Genomic DNA, 16,935 nt, shown 5'->3' with positions numbered 1-16,935 from the left:
AGGCCAGTCCTCACTCATTCGCGTCGGAGAGGCGTCGTAGCCGGTGTCTGAGGTGCTGTCGCTCGGCGAGATTGACGGTGGCGGCGATGGCTCGCCGGTAAGCGTTCGCCGCGTCCTCGGGTCTGTTGGCCTGCTCCAGCAGGTGTGCTCGTACGGCGTTGAGCCGGGGAAGGCGGGGATGCTCGGCTTCCAGCACATCGATCTGGGCGAGCGCGGTGTCGTTTCCCTCGACCATGGCCTGGGCAACGATGCGGTTGAGAGTGATCGTGGGGTTGCCGTGACCTGTCACGAGTTCGAGGACCCGGTAGAGCGCGAGGATCTCGTCCCAATCCGTCGTCGCGATGTCGGGGGCTTCGGCGTGCAGGGCCGCGATGCACGCCTGGAGCAGGTAAGGGCCTGGTTCGGCACCTGGAGCGGCTTGTTCGACGAGCTCGGTTCCCTCGTCGATCAGTTCCCGGTCCCACAGCGTACGATCCTGCTCGTCGAACGGCTTGAGGCTTCCGTCCGGCCCTACTCTGGACGGGTGGCGGGACTCGCTGAGCAGCATCAACGCGAGGAGCCCCGCGACCTCGGTGGACTCGGGAAGGCTGCCGCGAAGGAGCCGGGTCAGGTGAATCGCCTCCGCGGCGAGATCCGCGTCGCGGGGTGGTGCGCCAGTGGTTGTGTGGTGTGCCTCGGTGAACATCACGTAGAGCACGTCGAGCACGGCGGTGACGCGCTCCGCGGCGTGTTCGGGGGACGGGAGCGGCCGGCCGAGTTCGGAGACTCGCCGCTTGGCCCGTGTGATCCGTTGGGCGATGGTGCTCTCGGGGACCTGGTAGACATTGGCGATCTGTGCCGTGGTCAGTCCGGCGACGGCCCGTAGGGTCAACGCGACCTGTCCGGAGCGTGGCAGCTCGGGGTGGCAGCACAGCTGCAGCACCAGCAGCGAGTCGTCACGCTGGGCTGCCTCCGGCGCCACGGGAGGATGCGACGACGCGGCACGCGTCTCGCGATGGCGACGCCGGGCGTCGCTGCGGGCGTGGTCGGCATAGCGACGGCGGGCGGTCGCCGTGAGCCACCCCAGCGGGTCGTCCGGGGACTGTGTCGACCATCGCTGGTACGCGTGCAGGATTGCCTCCTGAACGGCGTCTTCGCACAGGTCGAACCGGGCGCTGCCGTAGGTGCGCACCAGCCGGGCGAGGGCCTGTCGCGTGAGTTCACGCCACAGCCCCTCGCCCGTCCGGGAATCGGCAGTCACCCGTCCCCCAGGTCGGCGAACATCACCGGACGTAGCTCGAGTGCGAGGCCGGGGATGTTCGCATCGGGGATCCGCTCGGCGAGCTCCACCGCGCGGGCCTCGTCCGCGACATCGATGAGGTAGAAGCCTCCCATGAACTCCTTGCTCTCGACGAACGGCCCATCGGTCACCTCGGGCCCGCTCCCGGAGCTGCGAATGACCTTCGACTGACTGGGGTCGGCGAGGGCCTGAGTGGCGATGAACTCACCTCGCTCCTTGGCCTCGGCCATGAACGCGCCGTGTCCTTCCTGGAGCTGCCGCTGCTGCTCGTCGGTGAGCTGCTCCAGCACCGCCGGATCGACCTGCATCAGGATCAAGTACTTCACCGTTTCCTCCTCGGTAAGTGGACCACCCTTGTGGCGACTCACCAGAGGGTCGTCACCGACCCGGCGAACACGACACCACGCGATCAAAATTTTCATCCGGGAGTTTCCGCCACCGCGCACCGACCCCGCCCGGGGGTTCGATCCCACGGCCGTGCTCCGGCTGACCCGCTCGTGAACGCTGACCCGCTCGTTCGACGAGCACACCGTAGTGCCACACCACGAGTACGGCTAGGCTGCGGCGCATGGCTGACGAACTCGTGCACCGCGAGGTGGCAGGCGGCATCGCCACGATCACGCTGGACTCGCCGCACAACCGCAACGCGCTATCCGCGCAGTTGCGCGGGGAGCTGCTGGCGGCGCTGCGGAACTCGATCGACGACGAGACGGTGCGGGTGATCCTGCTGACCCACACCGGCACCGTCTTCTGCGCGGGCATGGATCTCAAGGAGTCCCGTTCGGAGAGCGCGGAGAACCAGGGGATCAACGAGGTACCCGGCCTGCTGGAGTGCGTCCGGAACAGCCCGAAGCCGGTGGTGGCCAAACTGAGCGGCCCCGCGCGGGCCGGTGGTATCGGGATCGTGGCCGCCTGCGACATCGCGGTGGCCGCCGAGGGCGCCACCTTCGCGTTCAGCGAGGTGCGGATCGGGGTGGTCCCCGCGGTGATCTCGGTGACCGTGCTGCCCAGGCTGCACGCCAGGCAGGCCCACGAACTGTTCCTGACCGGGGAGACCTTCGACGCGAAGCGGGCCGAGGCGATCGGACTGCTCAACGCGGCGGTTCCGGAGTCGGAACTGGACAGCGCCGTGGAGCGCTACCTCGACATGCTGGCAAAGGGCGGACCGAACGCGATGGCGGCGACGAAGGAGATGCTGCGGCAACCCCGTCCGGACGACGTGGACAAGGCTTTCGCCGACATGCTGCGGCTGTCCGCCGAGCACTTCGCGGGCGAGGAGGGCCAGGAGGGCATGCGGGCCTTCGCCGAGAAGCGCTCCCCCAACTGGGTCCCCGACCGGGGCTGATCCCTTGCGGGGGCGTCGCCCTGTCCGAAGGGAGCGGCGTCCTCGGTATTCCGCACATCCTCGTCCGTTTACCGGTTCACGGCTGCACAGCGAAGCTCTCCACTCAAAGTGTCAGGCCCCTGAGATGACGTGCTTCGCCGCGCGAGCGCCGAATCACCACTCACGCAGTCGGCACCGCCGCGGGTTCTCCCGTGCGGCTCTCGCGAGGAAGGCCCGACGCTGTGTAGGTCGCTACCCGATGTCGGGCCTCCCGCAGTGAGAGCCGTGCGCGAGGTTCCGCCAACTGAGCACCCACGCAGCCGGAGCCGAGGAACCGGTCAGTCCGTAGTGCAGACGGCGCGGAACACTCGTTCGCCGGACTCCTGCGCCGCCGCCACCAGCACCGAACCGATACCGCGGTACGCCTTGGGGTCGTGCTCGGCCAGCACCCGGTGACCGGACCAGATCAACACGTGCTCCCCGCTCGGGAGCCAGGACAGGTCGATCAGGCAGTCGTAGAGCGCGTCGAGATTGCGTCCGGCCCATTCCGGGAACGAGAGCTGGGCGGCGATCGCGCACAGCATCATGCGCTTGTTGACCAGCTCACTGCCGTCGACCACATGGGGACAGGCTCCCGTCGAACGGACCTGCTCGACCGCCTGTGCGGTGGTGCCCACGACGGGCAGCGGGGCGGGCTCGACCACTGATGTGTCCTTCCTGGCGTGTCGCTTCAGGAAGCCTACCGCATTCATCATCATCAACCGTGCGATTCAATCCTGCCGGATCGGTGCCTGGAGTTCACGACGCTCACATTCCGTCGACGTACTGGCCCAACCAGCCGAGAACGACCAGCGCGAGCAACAGCACCAGGGTGCCGGTGATCCGAGCGCGCGAACTCATCCACGCCTCCCCCGGAACGACACGTGATCACGAAACACCGTGCCGCTCCCGTTCGGAGCCGTCACGGTTCGAACTCGTCTCAGCGCCCGCGTGGCGCTCGTAGCTCTCCTTGCTGCGCAACGGAGGTTCGGCGTCGCGAATCCTGCTCGCCTTGGCCGAGATCTCGTCGACGATGCGGTCGACGAGTCGCGCCACCAACCAGCACAGCGGCACGAGAACCACCAGTACCAGTGCCACCTGGAACGGGTAGGGAAGCAGCACGAGCCACGACTCGACCCCGTCCCACAACGCGACCAGCTCGCCCATCACGGACCGTCAGCGTACTCCCGGGGTGGGTCCAGCGTGCGCCGGGCACCCCGGGCGACGGAACGGCCCGCGGCACCGGGACTCACTGGACCGGTCCAGCCGGGTACTCCTGGATCGGACGTGAATCGGCTGCCGTACTCGGTCGCGTCGATTCCGACCAGACGCTCGCCCCTCACACCCGCGCCGAACTCCCACCACTCCCGCAGGCCGAACCACGACCACCCTCGCAAGCCGCACTCCGACCACTCCCGCAGGCCGAGCTCCGGCCACTCCCGCCACCGGCACCGCCGCGGGTTCTCCCGTACGGCTCTCGCGAGGAAGGCCCCGACGTTGTGTAGGTCGCTACCCGATGTCGGGGCACCCGCAGCGAGAGCCGCACGAGAGGTTCCGCCACCCGCACCGCTATGCGGGCCGAACCGCTAACCCCGTGAGGGCCAAAGCTAGCTTTCGGAGTGGCGCCGGATGGACTCGATCACGGCGCTGAAGTCGTAACCCCCGCCGCCCTCCGAGTTGAACCGGTCGTAGATCCGCGCGGCCAACCGCCCCACCTCGGTGTCGGTGCCGCTCTGCTCGGCCGCCGAAACGGCGAGGTTGAGGTCCTTGAGCATCAGCGATGCCGCGAAGCCCGGCTCGTAATCATGATTCGCCCTGCTGGTCTCCACCATGCCCGGCACGGGGCAGTTGGTGGTCAGCGACCAGCTCTGTCCGGTGGACACGGAGGTCACGTCGTAGAGCGCCTGGTGCGGGAGTCCGAGTTTCTCCCCCAGCACGAACGCTTCGGCCGTGCCGAGCATGGCCGCCGCCAGCATGAGGTTGTTGCACATCTTGGTGACCTGGCCGTTGCCGTCGCCACCGCAGTGGATCACCTTCCGCGCCATGGGTTCCAGGAAGGGCTGCGCGGCCTGGTAGGCCCGTTCGGAGCCACCGACCATGAACGTCAACGTGCCCGCCTCGGCACCGGCCGTGCCGCCGGAGACCGGGGCGTCGATCGCGTCCAGCCCCGCGGCCGCGGCCAGCTCGTGCGCCCTGCGCGAGTCGGCCACGTCCACGGTGGAGGAGTCGACCAGCAGCGTGCCCGGCGCGACCGAGCCCACCATCCCGTCGTAGCAGTCCAGCAGCTGCTTGCCCCCCGGCAACATCGTGATCACGGCGTCGGCGCCGGTAACCACCTCGGCCGCCGAGTCGACCGTGGTCACCCCGTTCGCCGCCGCGCGCTCGATCACTTCCGGCATCAGGTCGAAACCCCGCACGGTGTGACCGGCGTTGACCAGGTTCGTCGACATCGGGCCGCCCATGTGCCCCAACCCGATGAATCCGATGACTGCCATGGTCGATTACCTTTCTCGCGATCCGACACTGTCACGAAAACCGGGGTGCGGGGAGATCAGTCGGACAGACCGAGATCCCCGTTGGTGGGAGTGCGGAAGAACGCCGCGACGTGCTCCTCGCCCACGTCCTCCAGCTGGGCCGGGGACCAGGCCGGGGAGCGGTCCTTGTCCACGAGGGTGGCGCGCACGCCCTCTAGGAAGTCGCCGCGGTGCACGCAGGCCAGCGAGACGCGGTACTCCTGGTCGAGCACTTCCTCCAGGGAGTTCAGCCGCGCGGCCGACCGCAGCGCGCGCAGCGTCACCTTCAGCGAGGTGGGCGACTTCGTGGCGATGGTCTCGGCCGCTTCGCTGGCCTCCGGCTCGCTCCGGGACCGGAGCTCGGTCAGGATTCCCGCCACGGACTCGGCCGCGTAGACCTCGTCGATCCAGCTCGCGGCGGCGCGCAGTCCGGAGTCGGGAGCCGCTGTGGCGTACTTGTCCAGCACGGCCGAGGCGTCTCCCTCGGTGAGGGCGTTGACCAGTTCGTCGAGTTCGGAACTGTCGACGTAGTGGTCGGCCAGCCCGCAGTGGATCGCGTCCGCGCCGCTGACGGGAGCTCCGGTCAGCGCCATGTGGGTGCCGAGCTGCCCGGGGGCGCGGGAGAGCAGATAGGTGCCGCCGACGTCCGGGGCGAAGCCGATGCCGACCTCGGGCATGCCGACCTTGGAGCGCTCGGTGACCACGCGGTGCGAACCGTGTGCCGAGATGCCGACTCCGCCGCCCATGCAGATGCCGTCCATGATGCCGACGACCGGCTTGGGGTAGTGCGACAGCGCGGCGTTCATCCGGTACTCGGCTGCCCAGAACTCCTCGGTCCGTTCGGGCTCGCCCGCCTTAACCGCGTCGTACATGGCGCGGATGTCCCCGCCCGCGCACAGTCCGCGGTCTCCGGCTCCCTCGATGAGCACCGTGCGCACCCGGTCGTCGGCGCGCCACTCCTCCAGCGCGTCCAGTACCGAGGTGACCATCTCCATGGTCAGCGAGTTGAGGGCCTTCGGCCGGTTGAGAGTGATCCGGCCGAGGGATCCCTGCACGTCGAGCAGCACCTGCTGCTGTTCGGCGGCGTGAGTTGTCATTGGTCCGACTCCAACATTCCACGGGAAATGATCAATCGCATGATCTCGTTCGTGCCCTCCAGGATCTGATGCACCCGCAGGTCGCGAACGATCTTCTCCATGCCGTACTCGGCAAGGTATCCGTAACCCCCGTGGAGCTGAAGGGCTTCGTTGGCCACGTTGAATCCGCTGTCGGTGGCGAGCCGCTTGGCCATGGCGCAGAGTTTTGTCGCCTCGGGGTCCTTGGCGTCCAGCGCGGCGGCGGCGCGCCACAGCAGGGTGCGGGCGGCCTCCAGTTCGGTGGCCATGTCGGCCAGCTTGAACCGGAGCGCCTGGAAATCGCCGATCCTGCTTCCGAAGGCGGAGCGCTGCCCGACGTAGGCCTGGCCGCGTTCCAGTGCGGCGCGAGCCCCGCCGAGCGAGCAGGCACCGATGTTGAGCCTGCCGCCGTCCAGTCCGGACATGGCGATGCGGAAGCCGATGCCCTCCTCGCCGAGCCGGTTGCGCACCGGAACCCGCACGTCGGTGAACACGACCTGGCGGGTGGGTTGGGCGTTCCAGCCCATCTTGTCCTCTTCGGGGCCGAACGAGATGCCCTCGCTGGCACCGTCGACGACGAGGGCGGAGATACCGCCGGGCCCGGGCTCGCCGGTGCGGACCATCACCACGTAGACGCCGGAGTAACCGCTTCCGGAGATGAACTGCTTGACCCCGTTGACCACGTACTCGTCGCCCTCGCGAACCGCCCTGGTGCGCAGCGCGGCCGCGTCCGAACCGGCGTCGGGTTCGGTGAGGCAGTAACTGCCCAGACTCCGCATGGCGCACAGCTCGGGCAGCCACTGTTCGCGTTGCCGCTGGTCGCCGAACGCGTCGATCATCCAGGCGACCATGTTGTGTATCGAGATGTAGGCCGCGATGGTGGGACAGCCGGTGGCCAGCTCCTCGAACACGAGGGCGGCGTCGAACCGGCTGAGCCCGGTGCCGCCGTACTGCTCGTCGACGTAGATCCCACCCATGCCGAGTTCGCCCGCCTCGGCCAGCACGTCCACGGGGAAGTGTTTCTCCCGGTCCCACCGCAGCGCGTTGGGAGCGATGCGTTCCGCGGCGAACTCGCCCGCCGTCTCCTTGAGCGCACGCTGGTCGTCGGTGAGCGCGAACGGGGATCGCGGTGTTTCGGAGGCGATCACGGAAGCGGTCATGTGGGACTCCTGCTCGATCGGGGACGCCGGATCGCGGCGTCGGGCCTCTCGCGATGACGGCACCACCGGTTCGCGGTCCGTGGTGGTCACACCGCCGGTGGGGTCACCACCGGCGGTGTGGACCGGTCCGCACGATGGCGCGGCGGACTGCCCACCGGCTCACCGGCGGAGCGGCTCAGTGCATGGTCGGGATCGTGAAGCTGGCCTCCTCCTTCCGACCGGAGGGCCAGCGCGAGGTCACGGTCTTGGTCCTGGTGTAGAACCGGATGGAGTCGGGGCCGTGCTGGTTGAGATCGCCGAATCCGGAACGCTTCCAGCCGCCGAAGGTGTGGTAGGCGATCGGCACCGGGATCGGCACGTTGATACCGACCATGCCGGTGTCCACCCTGCCCGCGAACTCGCGTGCGGCGTCGCCGTCCCTGGTGAAGATGGCGACACCGTTGCCGTACTGGTGTTGGCTGGGCAGCCGCAGCGCCTCCTCATAGTCGGCGGCGCGGACCACCGAGAGCACGGGGCCGAAGATCTCCTCGTTGTAGATCCGCATGTCCGAGGTGACGTTGTCGAACAGCGAGGCACCGGTGAAGAAGCCGTTCTCGTGTTCGGGCATCCGGAAACCGCGGCCGTCGACCAGCAGGTCCGCGCCCTCCTCGACGCCGAGGCCGATGTAGTCGTCGACCCGCTGCTTGGCGGCGGCCGTCACCAGCGGGCCGAAGTCGGCGGAGTCGTCGAAGCTGGTGCCGATCCGGAGTCCGTTGACTCGTTCGGTGAGCTTTTCCACCAGCGCCTCGGCCGTGGGTCGTCCGACGGGAACGGCCACGGAGATGGCCATGCAGCGCTCCCCCGCGGAGCCGTACCCGGCACCGACCAGGGCTTCCACCGCCTGGTCGAGGTCGGCGTCGGGCATGATGATCATGTGGTTCTTCGCGCCGCCGAAGCACTGCGCCCGCTTGCCGTGGGCGGTGGCCGTGGAGTGGATGTACTCGGCTATGTCGGAGGATCCGACGAAGCCGACCGCGGCCACGTCCTGATGGGTCAGCAGCGCGTCCACCGCGGTCTTGTCGCCGTTGACCACGTTGAACACGCCGGGTGGCAGCCCCGCCTCGACGAACAGCTCGGCGAGCCGCAGCGGCACCGAGGGGTCGCGCTCGGAGGGCTTGAGCACGAAGGAGTTGCCGCAGGCGATGGCCGGGGCGGCCTTCCACAGCGGGATCATCGCCGGGAAGTTGAAGGGGGTTATCCCCACGGCCACGCCCAGTGGCTGGCGCATCGAGTAGACGTCGATGCCCGCGCCCGCGCCCTCGGTGTACTCCCCCTTGAGCAGGTGGGGAATGCCCGTGGCGAACTCGACGACCTCCAGGCCGCGCTGCACGTCGCCCTTGGCGTCGGGCACCGTCTTGCCGTGTTCGGAGGCCAGCAGCCGCGCCAGCGAATCCATCTCCTCGCGACACAGTTCGAGGAACCGCATCAGCACGCGTGCCCGGCGCTGGGGATTCCAGTTCGCCCACTCGCGTTGCGCCTCGGCGGCGCCGCGCACGGCGGCGTCGACCTCTCCGGGGGAGGCCAGCGGCACCCTGGCCTGCACGCCTCCGGTGTTCGGATCGAACACGTCGTCGTGGTTACCGGAGGTCCCGGCGACGCGCTTGCCGTCGATGAAGTGCTCCAGCTCGGTGGTCATTCCGCTACGCACCCTTCCCTCGCACCGGTCGCCGACTCCCGCTATGCGCTTGGAAGCCAAACTTTTGGTATTCCAATCATTGCCCCAATGCAACACATCACAACAGGGTGTGCTGCGTCACAACACGATTGTGTGAGGTCAACGGCCGAACCGGAAGGAAGCGCGGCACATAGTCCGCACACTTCGCCACGTGCACCGGCGGCACCCCGCCGACACGCGAGCAGCGGCAGCGGGGGAGGATCCGGCGGTGGAGCCGATTCACGAACCGTTCGCCACCTTGCCGAGCAAGGAGATCCGGGAGTTCACGTGACCGCCCAACCGATCAGTCCCGGTGACGTCTGGATCGTCGATCTCGATCCGGTGCACGACGAGGAACAGGCCGGGCAGTGCCCGGTTCTCGTGGTCTCGTCGCGTTTCCACCTGGAATTGACCAACAGCGCGCTGGTCAACGCACTGCCGCTGACCGGCGAGGAACGGAGCGAGCGGTCGCAGCGCGTCCACGTGGCGGCCGCCGACAGCTGGGTCGCCACCGAGCGGGTACACACCGTGGCCGCGCGGAATCTCCGACGGTTCGCTCCGGAACTGGCCCCCACCGAGGAGGAACTCTCGGAGGTGCGGCGAGCACTCGCCCGCACACTCGACATCTGAGCCACGCACCAGCACAGCTAACCGCAAGCGGCGGAAACCTCTAACGAACCTTCGCCGCCCAGTACTCGGGCAGATCGGGCTCGGCCGCCACCACGTGTTCGGCCAGTTCGGGCGTCGCGCGCCCCATCCGGAAGGCGAAGAGCTCGGCGACGGTCACACCGTGCTCCGGTCGGTGCAGCACCTCGCGGGCATCACCCGCCGTGATCTCACCGGGCCGCTCCACCGCCAGATAGGCTCCGGGTCTGCCGTAGTCGGTGAACCGCTTGATCAGCCCCGGCACGTCCCAGAAGCCCGCGAAAACCCTGCAGGGAGTCCGCGGTCCGGTCACGCGCAGCACGGTCGTACCGATCCGCCAGCGCTCCCCGATCACCGCGTTGCCGCAGTCGCAGCCTTCCAGGGTCAGGTTCTCCCCGACATTGCCCGGTCGCAGTTCCCGCCCGGTCTCGCCGGACCAGTACCGCAGGTCCTCGATGTCGTAGGCGTAGACGGCCTGGAACCAGCGGCCGTGGTTGTCGGTGTCGCAGACCGTGTCCCCCTCGACCCCCGAGACGTCGACCCGCACCGGCCTTCGTACCGGTCGCTTGTCGATCCCGCTGGCACCGATCCGTCCCGTCCACTCCCCCGTGCTGGCGGTGGCTGCGAGGTTGACCTCGTTCACGCGACTCACGGGGCCAGCCTATGCGTCGCACGACTCCCGATCGAACGGAATTCGAAAACAACTCGGGATGCGGGAGACAACCGTCGCTCGGCGATCCGACTGTCGGGCACGGAGCGCGGAGCGTATCCGGCTCCACCCGATGCCGGCGGGCACCGCGACGGGCCCGACACACAAGCATGGGCGGGAACCCACCGATCCGGGTTCCCGCCCACTCGCACCATCGCGATCATCACACCCCGCCACAGGGCCGCTGGTGCGTCTTGGTGAACGCCGCCGCAGGAGTACGGCGCTCACTGTCGTCGCCCTCCGCCGCGAGAACCGGAAGGCGCCTCACCGGGTCGCGGCGGAAGGGGTCTCGTGCCGTACCGCGGCTCACCACGGGCCGCGGCACAGCCACCCGACGTCGGGCCTGCCCGAGCGGTGGCCGGAAGGTTCGGGAAACCAGCCGACGACCGGCCCGGTAGGGCTCCCTCAGAACTGCGCGGTCTCGGTGGACCCGGCCAGCGCGGTGGTCGAGGAGTCCGGGTTGACCGCCATGCTGATCTGGTCGAAGTAGCCGGTTCCGGCCTCGCGCTGGTGCTTGGTGGCCGTGTAGCCGTCCTTCTCCGCGGCGAACTCCCTGTCCTGCAGGTCGACGTAGGCCGTCATGTCCTCCGAGGCGTAGTTCTTCGCCAGGTCGAACATGCTGTAGTTCAGCGCGTGGAAACCGGCCAGCGTGATGAACTGGAACTTGTAACCCATCTGGCCGAGCTCACGCTGGAACTTGGCGATGGTGCTGTCGTCGAGGTTCTTGCGCCAGTTGAACGACGGCGAGCAGTTGTAGGCCAGCATCTTGTCGGGGTACTGGGCCTTGATGGACTCGGCGAACCGCTTGGCCACGTCCAGGTCCGGTGTGGAGGTCTCCATCCAGATCAGGTCGGAGTACGGCGCGTAGGCCAGCCCGCGGTCGATGCAGGGCTCGATGCCGTTGTTGACCTTGTAGAAGCCCTCCGAGGTGCGCTCGCCGGTGACGTACTTCTGGTCACGCTCGTCGACGTCGCTGGTCAACAGGGTGGCTGCCTGCGCGTCGGTGCGGGCGACCACGAGGGAGGGAACCCCGGCGACGTCGGCGGCCAGCCGGGCGGAGTTGAGGGTCTTGACGTGCTGGCTGGTGGGGATGAGCACCTTGCCACCGAGGTGGCCGCACTTCTTCTCGGAAGCGAGCTGGTCCTCCCAGTGCACACCGGCGGCGCCCGCCTGGATCATGCCCTTCATCAGCTCGTAGGCGTTGAGCACACCACCGAACCCGGCCTCGGCGTCGGCGACGATCGGGGCCAGCCAGTGCCGGTCCTCCTGCTCGACCTCGGTGGCCTCGGCGTCCAGCGCCTCGGCCCAGGCGACCTGGTCGGCGCGCTTGAGCGCGTTGTTGATCCGCCGAACCACCTGCGGGACCGAGTTGGCCGGGTACAGGCTCTGGTCCGGGTAGGTCTCACCGGCGAGGTTCGCGTCGGCGGCGACCTGCCAACCCGAGAGGTAGATGGCCTGCAGTCCGGCGCGGACCTGCTGGACGGCCTGGTTGCCGGTCAGCGCACCGAGCGCGTGGATGTAGTCGTTGTCGTGCAGCAGGTTCCAGAGCCGTTCGGCGCCCAGCCTGGCCAGGGTGTTGTCCTCCTGCACCGAGCCACGGAGTCGGATGACGTCACCAGCGGAGTAGGTGCGCTCGACGCCCTTCCAACGGGGGTTGGTCTCCCAGTCGCGCTGCAGGTCCTTGGCGGCCTGCAGGGCCTGTTCACGGGTACCGGGCTGAGGGCTCATGGCTTTTCACCTTCCGATCGCTTGCGGCCTGTTGATCCCAGTGTTGGTACTCGACCAAGAAAAAACGAGCCCCAATCCGGACAAAATTTTGTATTTTTTCTGCTAGAGTGAACTGCATGTCGGAGTTTACGGCTGAGTCGACGGAAGAACGCGGCACTTTTTCCAACGAGCAGGACCTGCTCGTCTTCGGGCAGCGACTGCGCCACATGCGCAAGGCGGCCGGGTTGACCCTCTCCGAACTGGGACAACGGGTCGATCGGGCACCTTCGCAGCTCTCGCTGCTGGAGAACGGGCACCGCGAACCGAAGCTGTCGCTGCTGCGCTCGCTGGCCGTGGCGTTGAACAGCTCGGTGGACGAGCTGATGTCCAAGAAGCCGCCGAACCGGCGTGCCGAGCTGGAGATAGCCGTGGAGCAGGCACAGCTGGACCCGCTCTACCAACAGCTGGACGTGCCACCGCTGAAGATCGGCAAGCGGGTCCCCACCGAGGCGTTGGAACACGTGTTGGCGCTCTACGAGGAGCTACGGCGCAGGGAGACGAAGCGGGTGGCCACACCCGAGGAGGCCCGGGCCGCCAACGCGGAGCTGCGCGGCATGATGCGCGAACACGGCAACTACTTCCCCGAGATCGAGAAATCGGCGGGCGAGATCCTGCGGGGCGTCGGTTACCACGGGGGGCCGCTGTCCGAAGGGCTGATCCAGTCGATCGCCACGCATCTCGGGTACGGGCTTCGCTTCGTCACCGACCTGCCCCGTTCGGTGCGGTCGGTGACCGACCTGCGGCACAACCGGATCTTCCTGCGACGCGAGTCGCTGGGGATGCACAGCCCCCGCACGATCCTGCTGCAGACCCTCGGGCACCTGAACCTGGGACACCGCCAGCCACGCGACTTCGCCGACTTCCTGCGGCAGCGCGTGGAGGCGAACTACTTCGCCGCCGCCGTGCTGATCCCCGAGAGCGCCGCGGTGAGCTACCTGCGCCAGGCCAAAGCGGACCGGGATCTGGCCGTGGAGGACCTGCGTGACGTGTTCTCGGTCTCCTACGAGATGGCCGCCCACCGGTTCACCAACCTCGCCACGCAGTACCTGGATCTGGTCTGCCACTTCGTGCGCAACGACGAGACCGGGATCATCTACAAGGCATACGCCAACGACGGGCTGGAGTTCCCCGCCGACCCCACCGGGGCGATCGAGGGGCAGCGGATGTGTCGGTACTGGGCCGGGCGGCAGGTGTTCGCCTCCGCGGACCGCTACTCCACCCACTACCAGTACACCGACAAACCCGGTGCCACCCACTGGTGTGTGGCGCACGTCGATCCGAGCAGGGGACGCGACTTCGCCATCACGCTCGGCGTTCCCTACACCGAGTCCCGGTGGTTCCGGGGTCGTGAGACCACGAACCACTCCAAGTCGGGCTGCCCGAACGGCGAGTGCTGCCAACGCCCGCCCGCGGAACTGGCCAATCGGTGGCAGGGCATGGTCTGGCCGTCGGCCCGGGCGCACTCCCACGTGCTGTCGGCGCTGCCCTCCGACACCTTCCCCGGGGTGGACGAGGCCGACGTCTACTCGTTCCTGGAAACCCACCAGGGTTGAACCCAGGTTCCGGAAACGGCGTGCCGGGAAAAGGACGCTCCTCCCGCGGCCTGCGGGAGGAGCGTCCACAACGGCGCGAAGCGCCGAGGGCCACGTGGCGACCGACTCGGCGTGGTGACCCATGCGTCGGAGCCGCGGGGAGGGAAATGCACACGCCGGCCGCTGCCGACGACCTGCCCGCTGTCTCCTCGGCCCACAGCACACACGCCACCAATCCGAGCACGGTGACCCTGGTCCGAAATACACGGTTACCGAGGTGACGAACCGTTCCAGCTACACCGGCACCGGATCCGAACATCCGGGTAGCCGTGATCACCCGTGGCGGTCACGGAAGGTGCACTCGCTCGTCGGAATGTTCCTCGCGTCCGATCCTCCTGCCCCCGGAGTCGCTGCCCTCGGAGTCGCTGCCCCCGGACTCGGTAGCTCGGCTGTACGAGGGTTCCACCGCGGGAGGAACGTGCTCCCTGGACAGGGTCTTGTAGAAGGACACGCAGATTCCGATCAGGAGGATCGCGAACGGTGTCCCGGTGAGCACCGAGGCCTTCTGCAGCGCACCGAGGCCACCGGAGACCAGCAGGACCGCCGCGACACCCGCCAGCAGGAGTCCCCAGAGAACTCGAACCCAGACCCTGGGGTTCGGGGAGCCGCCTGTGGAGAGTTCACCCAACACCACGGTGCCGGAGTCGGCACTGGCGACGAAGAACACCCACAGCACCACCAGCGTGATGATCGACAGGAGAATGGGTAGTGGGTACTGCTGGATGAAGACGAACATCCCCGCGGCCGGGCTCTGGGCCACGGTCTCGGCGATGGCGGAGGCCTGCCCGTCGCGAGCCAGCCGCAGCGCCGCTCCACCGAACACGGCGATCCAGATTATGCTGACGACACTGGGGCCGAGGACGGTTGCCCCGACGAACTCGCGGATGCTTCGTCCGCGGGAGATTCGCGCCATGAACATTCCCACGTACGGGGCCCAGGCGATCCACCAGGACCAGTAGAAAACGGTCCAGCTCCCCAACCAATCCGTGTTCGGATCGAACGCGTCCAGCCGGAAGCTCATCGGGACTATGTTGGACAGGTAGTCACCGATGCCTTCGGTGAGGACGTTGAGCTGTGTGACGGTCGGTCCGACGACGAAGTAGAAGACCAGCAGCAGCGGCGCGATGAGCATGCTGATGTTGGCGAGCCACTTGATGCCGTGCTCGATCCGCGTCGTCGCCGACACCATGAACGCCGCCGTGGTGAGGCCGAGGACCACGAGGTGCACCAGCATCACAGTGGGCAACCCGAACGTCTGACCGAGCCCCGCCGTCAGCTGCAGTCCGGCCTGCCCGAGGGCCACGGCGATACCGAACACGACCGCCAGTACCGCCAGGATGTCGATCGTCTTTCCCACCGGACCGTCGACGCGGTCGCCCAACAAGGGTCGGAAAATGGCGCTCACCAGCGCCTTCTCACCTTTGCGGTGGGTGAAGTAAGCCACGGCCAGGCCGACGGTGGCGTAGATCGCCCAAGGGTGCAACGCCCAGTGGAAAAAGGAGTACTGCACTGCCACCCCGGCGGCCTCATCCGAACCGGGCTCGGCAAGACCGAACGGCACGTTGACATAGTGCGACAGCGGTTCGGCCAGGCCCCAGAAGATGATGGAGGGACCCATGCCCGCCTGAAACATCATGGCGAACCAGGACAGCCGACCGAAATCGGGGCTGTCGTTCTTCTTCCCGAGTTTGATCCTGCCGTACCTGCTCAGCGCCAGGTAGATCACGAATACCAGGAACACGTTCGCCGCGAGCAGGAAGAACCAGCTCAGATCCGAGACCACGTAGCCGAGAAGCCGATTGGTGACGGCCCCGAAGTTCTTCGGCGCCACCGCGCCCCACAGGACTACCAGCGCCGTGAGCGCGACGGAGACGAAGAAAACGACTCCGATCCCGGACCGATTCGTTTTTAACGTTTGCATGGAAACCACTATCTATAAGATTGGATACATGCGGACAAGGCGGGCGATTCCAACGCCCCTGAAGCAACAGCACCCCGCGCGAGCAGTGAGTTCGAGTCCGACAGGACTCCCGATTCCCGCACTGCCGACCCGGAATCCGATGTGAGCATAATCGAGCACAACCTCCCTTCCGCTCCCGGTGTCGCCCACCGACGAACAAACACGACGAGAATTACCAGAATATCCTTCCGTATCAGAATCGACAGTCGCTTCCCCACCATTCAACGATTTCACCGAGCCAACCGAGACAGGTTTCGAAAAAACCCTCATTTCATCGATCCTCTCGGTTTCCGAAAGAGACGATTCCGAACCGAATCGTCTCGTCTTTCGAGGCGGGAACGATCCGTACCGCTCCGCGGTGCGCGAGGAACGAGGGCCGTTGGTCCGCGTCCCGCACCAGGCCAACTACTCCCGGAAGCGGTATCCCGGCCCACGTCGCACGAGTTCCTCCACCAGGCTCACGAACTCCGCCGCCGAGGGCGACAGCGGACCCCGGCGCCAGAAGAGCACCCCGCGCCGGATCACCCGGGGCCGCAGCGAGACGGTCACCGCGCCGCGCTCGGCGGCCTCCCGGGCCATCGACGCGGGCAGCAGCGTGGCCCCCGCTCCGGCCAGCACGCTGGGCACGATCATCGCCTGGTGGGCGGTCTCGACCGCCACGTGCGGACTGCTGCCCTGGGTTCCCACGGTGTTCTCGATGACCTCGCGGGGGGCGGTTCCCTTCGGAGTGCTGACCCAGTCCAGCGCGGCGAGGTCGGCGGGCGTCAGCGCGGAACGTCCCGGATCGGCCGAAGCGGGCAGCACTGCCAGGAACTCCCGCCCCGGCAACACCATGCTGCCGAGATCGTCCACCGTCTCCTCGGTCGAGTCGACCATGCCGAGCTCGCACTCGCCCGCCCGTACGGCGGCCGTGACATCGGATCCCAGCTCGGGATCCGTGATGCGCACGGCCACCTTCGGATGCACGCGCAGGAACGAACCGACCAGATCGGCCAGCGGATCCACGGCCAGAGTGGTCTGGGCGACGATGTCCAGCCTGCCGCCCGCGAGTCCCAGTACCCTGCGCACCGAGTCGGTGGCCGTGCTGAAGTCACGCATCACCTGCCGTGCCGGTTCCAGCAGCGCCTCGCCCGCCGGGG

15 protein-coding genes are annotated in these 16,935 nt (G+C 67.7%); 3 read left to right on the top strand and 12 right to left on the bottom strand.

What is annotated here, in order from left to right; translation table 11 throughout:
- Window positions 1-10: 10 nt before the first annotated feature.
- Together J2S53_RS00075 and J2S53_RS00070 are read right to left on the bottom strand one after the other, a co-directional pair.
- Window positions 11-1,240: an RNA polymerase sigma factor gene (locus J2S53_RS00075; protein WP_456239228.1), complete on the bottom strand. Its 1,230-nt coding sequence runs from the start codon at window positions 1,238-1,240 to the stop codon at window positions 11-13.
- A complete protein-coding gene (locus J2S53_RS00070) occupies window positions 1,237-1,605 on the bottom strand; it encodes a YciI family protein (protein WP_092924339.1) in 369 nt (122 codons plus the stop codon). Before J2S53_RS00070 ends, J2S53_RS00075 begins: the two co-directional genes overlap by 4 nt.
- Window positions 1,606-1,847: 242 nt before the next feature.
- Between J2S53_RS00070 and J2S53_RS00065 the strand changes: the two genes are divergently transcribed.
- On the top strand, window positions 1,848-2,624 hold the full coding sequence (locus J2S53_RS00065) for an enoyl-CoA hydratase-related protein (RefSeq protein WP_456239227.1): 777 nt from the start codon (window positions 1,848-1,850) through the stop codon (window positions 2,622-2,624).
- Between the two features lie 317 nt (window positions 2,625-2,941).
- Here J2S53_RS00065 and J2S53_RS00060 read toward each other — a convergent pair whose 3' ends face one another.
- The 6 genes from J2S53_RS00060 to J2S53_RS00035 form a co-directional block, all read right to left on the bottom strand.
- On the bottom strand, window positions 2,942-3,280 hold the full coding sequence (locus J2S53_RS00060; RefSeq protein WP_456242658.1) for a barstar family protein: 339 nt from the start codon (window positions 3,278-3,280) through the stop codon (window positions 2,942-2,944).
- Window positions 3,281-3,530: 250 nt separating this feature from the next.
- On the bottom strand, window positions 3,531-3,809 hold the full coding sequence (locus J2S53_RS00055) for a hypothetical protein (RefSeq protein ID WP_456242657.1): 279 nt from the start codon (window positions 3,807-3,809) through the stop codon (window positions 3,531-3,533).
- A 440-nt stretch (window positions 3,810-4,249) separates the two neighbouring features.
- Complete coding sequence (gene mmsB, locus J2S53_RS00050; RefSeq protein WP_456239226.1) at window positions 4,250-5,137, bottom strand: 3-hydroxyisobutyrate dehydrogenase; 888 nt, start codon at window positions 5,135-5,137, stop codon at window positions 4,250-4,252.
- Window positions 5,138-5,193: 56 nt separating this feature from the next.
- A complete protein-coding gene (locus J2S53_RS00045) occupies window positions 5,194-6,252 on the bottom strand; it encodes an enoyl-CoA hydratase/isomerase family protein (protein WP_456239225.1) in 1,059 nt (352 codons plus the stop codon).
- Window positions 6,249-7,430: an acyl-CoA dehydrogenase family protein gene (locus J2S53_RS00040; protein ID WP_456239224.1), complete on the bottom strand. Its 1,182-nt coding sequence runs from the start codon at window positions 7,428-7,430 to the stop codon at window positions 6,249-6,251. Before J2S53_RS00040 ends, J2S53_RS00045 begins: the two co-directional genes overlap by 4 nt.
- Before the next feature lie 175 nt (window positions 7,431-7,605).
- Window positions 7,606-9,105 (bottom strand): CoA-acylating methylmalonate-semialdehyde dehydrogenase, encoded by a 1,500-nt coding sequence (locus tag J2S53_RS00035; RefSeq protein WP_456239223.1) that lies wholly within the window; start codon window positions 9,103-9,105, stop codon window positions 7,606-7,608.
- Window positions 9,106-9,411: 306 nt separating this feature from the next.
- On the opposite strand from J2S53_RS00035, the gene J2S53_RS00030 reads away from it, so the two are divergent.
- Window positions 9,412-9,753, top strand: a complete 342-nt coding sequence (locus J2S53_RS00030) for a type II toxin-antitoxin system PemK/MazF family toxin (protein ID WP_092975508.1) — start codon at window positions 9,412-9,414, stop codon at window positions 9,751-9,753.
- A gap of 40 nt (window positions 9,754-9,793) precedes the next feature.
- Here J2S53_RS00030 and J2S53_RS00025 read toward each other — a convergent pair whose 3' ends face one another.
- A complete protein-coding gene (locus J2S53_RS00025; RefSeq protein WP_456239222.1) occupies window positions 9,794-10,420 on the bottom strand; it encodes an MOSC domain-containing protein in 627 nt (208 codons plus the stop codon).
- Between the two features lie 462 nt (window positions 10,421-10,882).
- Window positions 10,883-12,205, bottom strand: a complete 1,323-nt coding sequence (aceA, locus tag J2S53_RS00020; RefSeq protein ID WP_092630723.1) for an isocitrate lyase — start codon at window positions 12,203-12,205, stop codon at window positions 10,883-10,885.
- 116 nt (window positions 12,206-12,321) lie between these two features.
- Here aceA and J2S53_RS00015 point away from each other — a divergent pair, with 116 nt between their 5' ends.
- Entirely contained in the window at window positions 12,322-13,797 is a 1,476-nt protein-coding gene (locus tag J2S53_RS00015) for an XRE family transcriptional regulator (protein ID WP_092923505.1), read from the top strand.
- Window positions 13,798-14,122: 325 nt separating this feature from the next.
- Here the strand turns inward: J2S53_RS00015 and J2S53_RS00010 are convergent, their stop codons facing one another.
- Both J2S53_RS00010 and J2S53_RS00005 read right to left on the bottom strand, forming a co-directional pair.
- Window positions 14,123-15,757, bottom strand: coding sequence for a BCCT family transporter (locus J2S53_RS00010; protein WP_456239221.1), 1,635 nt, complete (start codon window positions 15,755-15,757; stop codon window positions 14,123-14,125).
- Window positions 15,758-16,201: 444 nt separating this feature from the next.
- Window positions 16,202-16,935 (bottom strand): LysR family transcriptional regulator substrate-binding protein (locus J2S53_RS00005; protein WP_456239220.1); only part of this gene is annotated, 734 nt, incomplete at its 5' end.

This window comes from Actinopolyspora lacussalsi (genome assembly GCA_030803735.1).
In the GTDB taxonomy this organism is placed as follows: Bacteria; Actinomycetota; Actinomycetes; order Mycobacteriales; family Pseudonocardiaceae; genus Actinopolyspora; species Actinopolyspora lacussalsi.
This window is presented reverse-complemented; position numbering and strand designations above follow the sequence as displayed.

What these genes read in the sequence shown, in the direction of transcription:
- J2S53_RS00065 (WP_456239227.1), top strand. Translation starts at nt 1,848, where the DNA reads ATGGCTGACGAACTCGTGCACCGCGAGGTGGCAGGCGGCATCGCCACG.
- J2S53_RS00055 (WP_456242657.1), bottom strand. Translation starts at nt 3,809, where the DNA reads ATGGGCGAGCTGGTCGCGTTGTGGGACGGGGTCGAGTCGTGGCTCGTG.
- mmsB (WP_456239226.1), bottom strand. Translation starts at nt 5,137, where the DNA reads ATGGCAGTCATCGGATTCATCGGGTTGGGGCACATGGGCGGCCCGATG.
- J2S53_RS00045 (WP_456239225.1), bottom strand. Translation starts at nt 6,252, where the DNA reads ATGACAACTCACGCCGCCGAACAGCAGCAGGTGCTGCTCGACGTGCAG.
- J2S53_RS00040 (WP_456239224.1), bottom strand. Translation starts at nt 7,430, where the DNA reads ATGACCGCTTCCGTGATCGCCTCCGAAACACCGCGATCCCCGTTCGCG.
- J2S53_RS00035 (WP_456239223.1), bottom strand. Translation starts at nt 9,105, where the DNA reads ATGACCACCGAGCTGGAGCACTTCATCGACGGCAAGCGCGTCGCCGGG.
- aceA (WP_092630723.1), bottom strand. Translation starts at nt 12,205, where the DNA reads ATGAGCCCTCAGCCCGGTACCCGTGAACAGGCCCTGCAGGCCGCCAAG.
- J2S53_RS00015 (WP_092923505.1), top strand. Translation starts at nt 12,322, where the DNA reads ATGTCGGAGTTTACGGCTGAGTCGACGGAAGAACGCGGCACTTTTTCC.
- J2S53_RS00010 (WP_456239221.1), bottom strand. Translation starts at nt 15,757, where the DNA reads ATGCAAACGTTAAAAACGAATCGGTCCGGGATCGGAGTCGTTTTCTTC.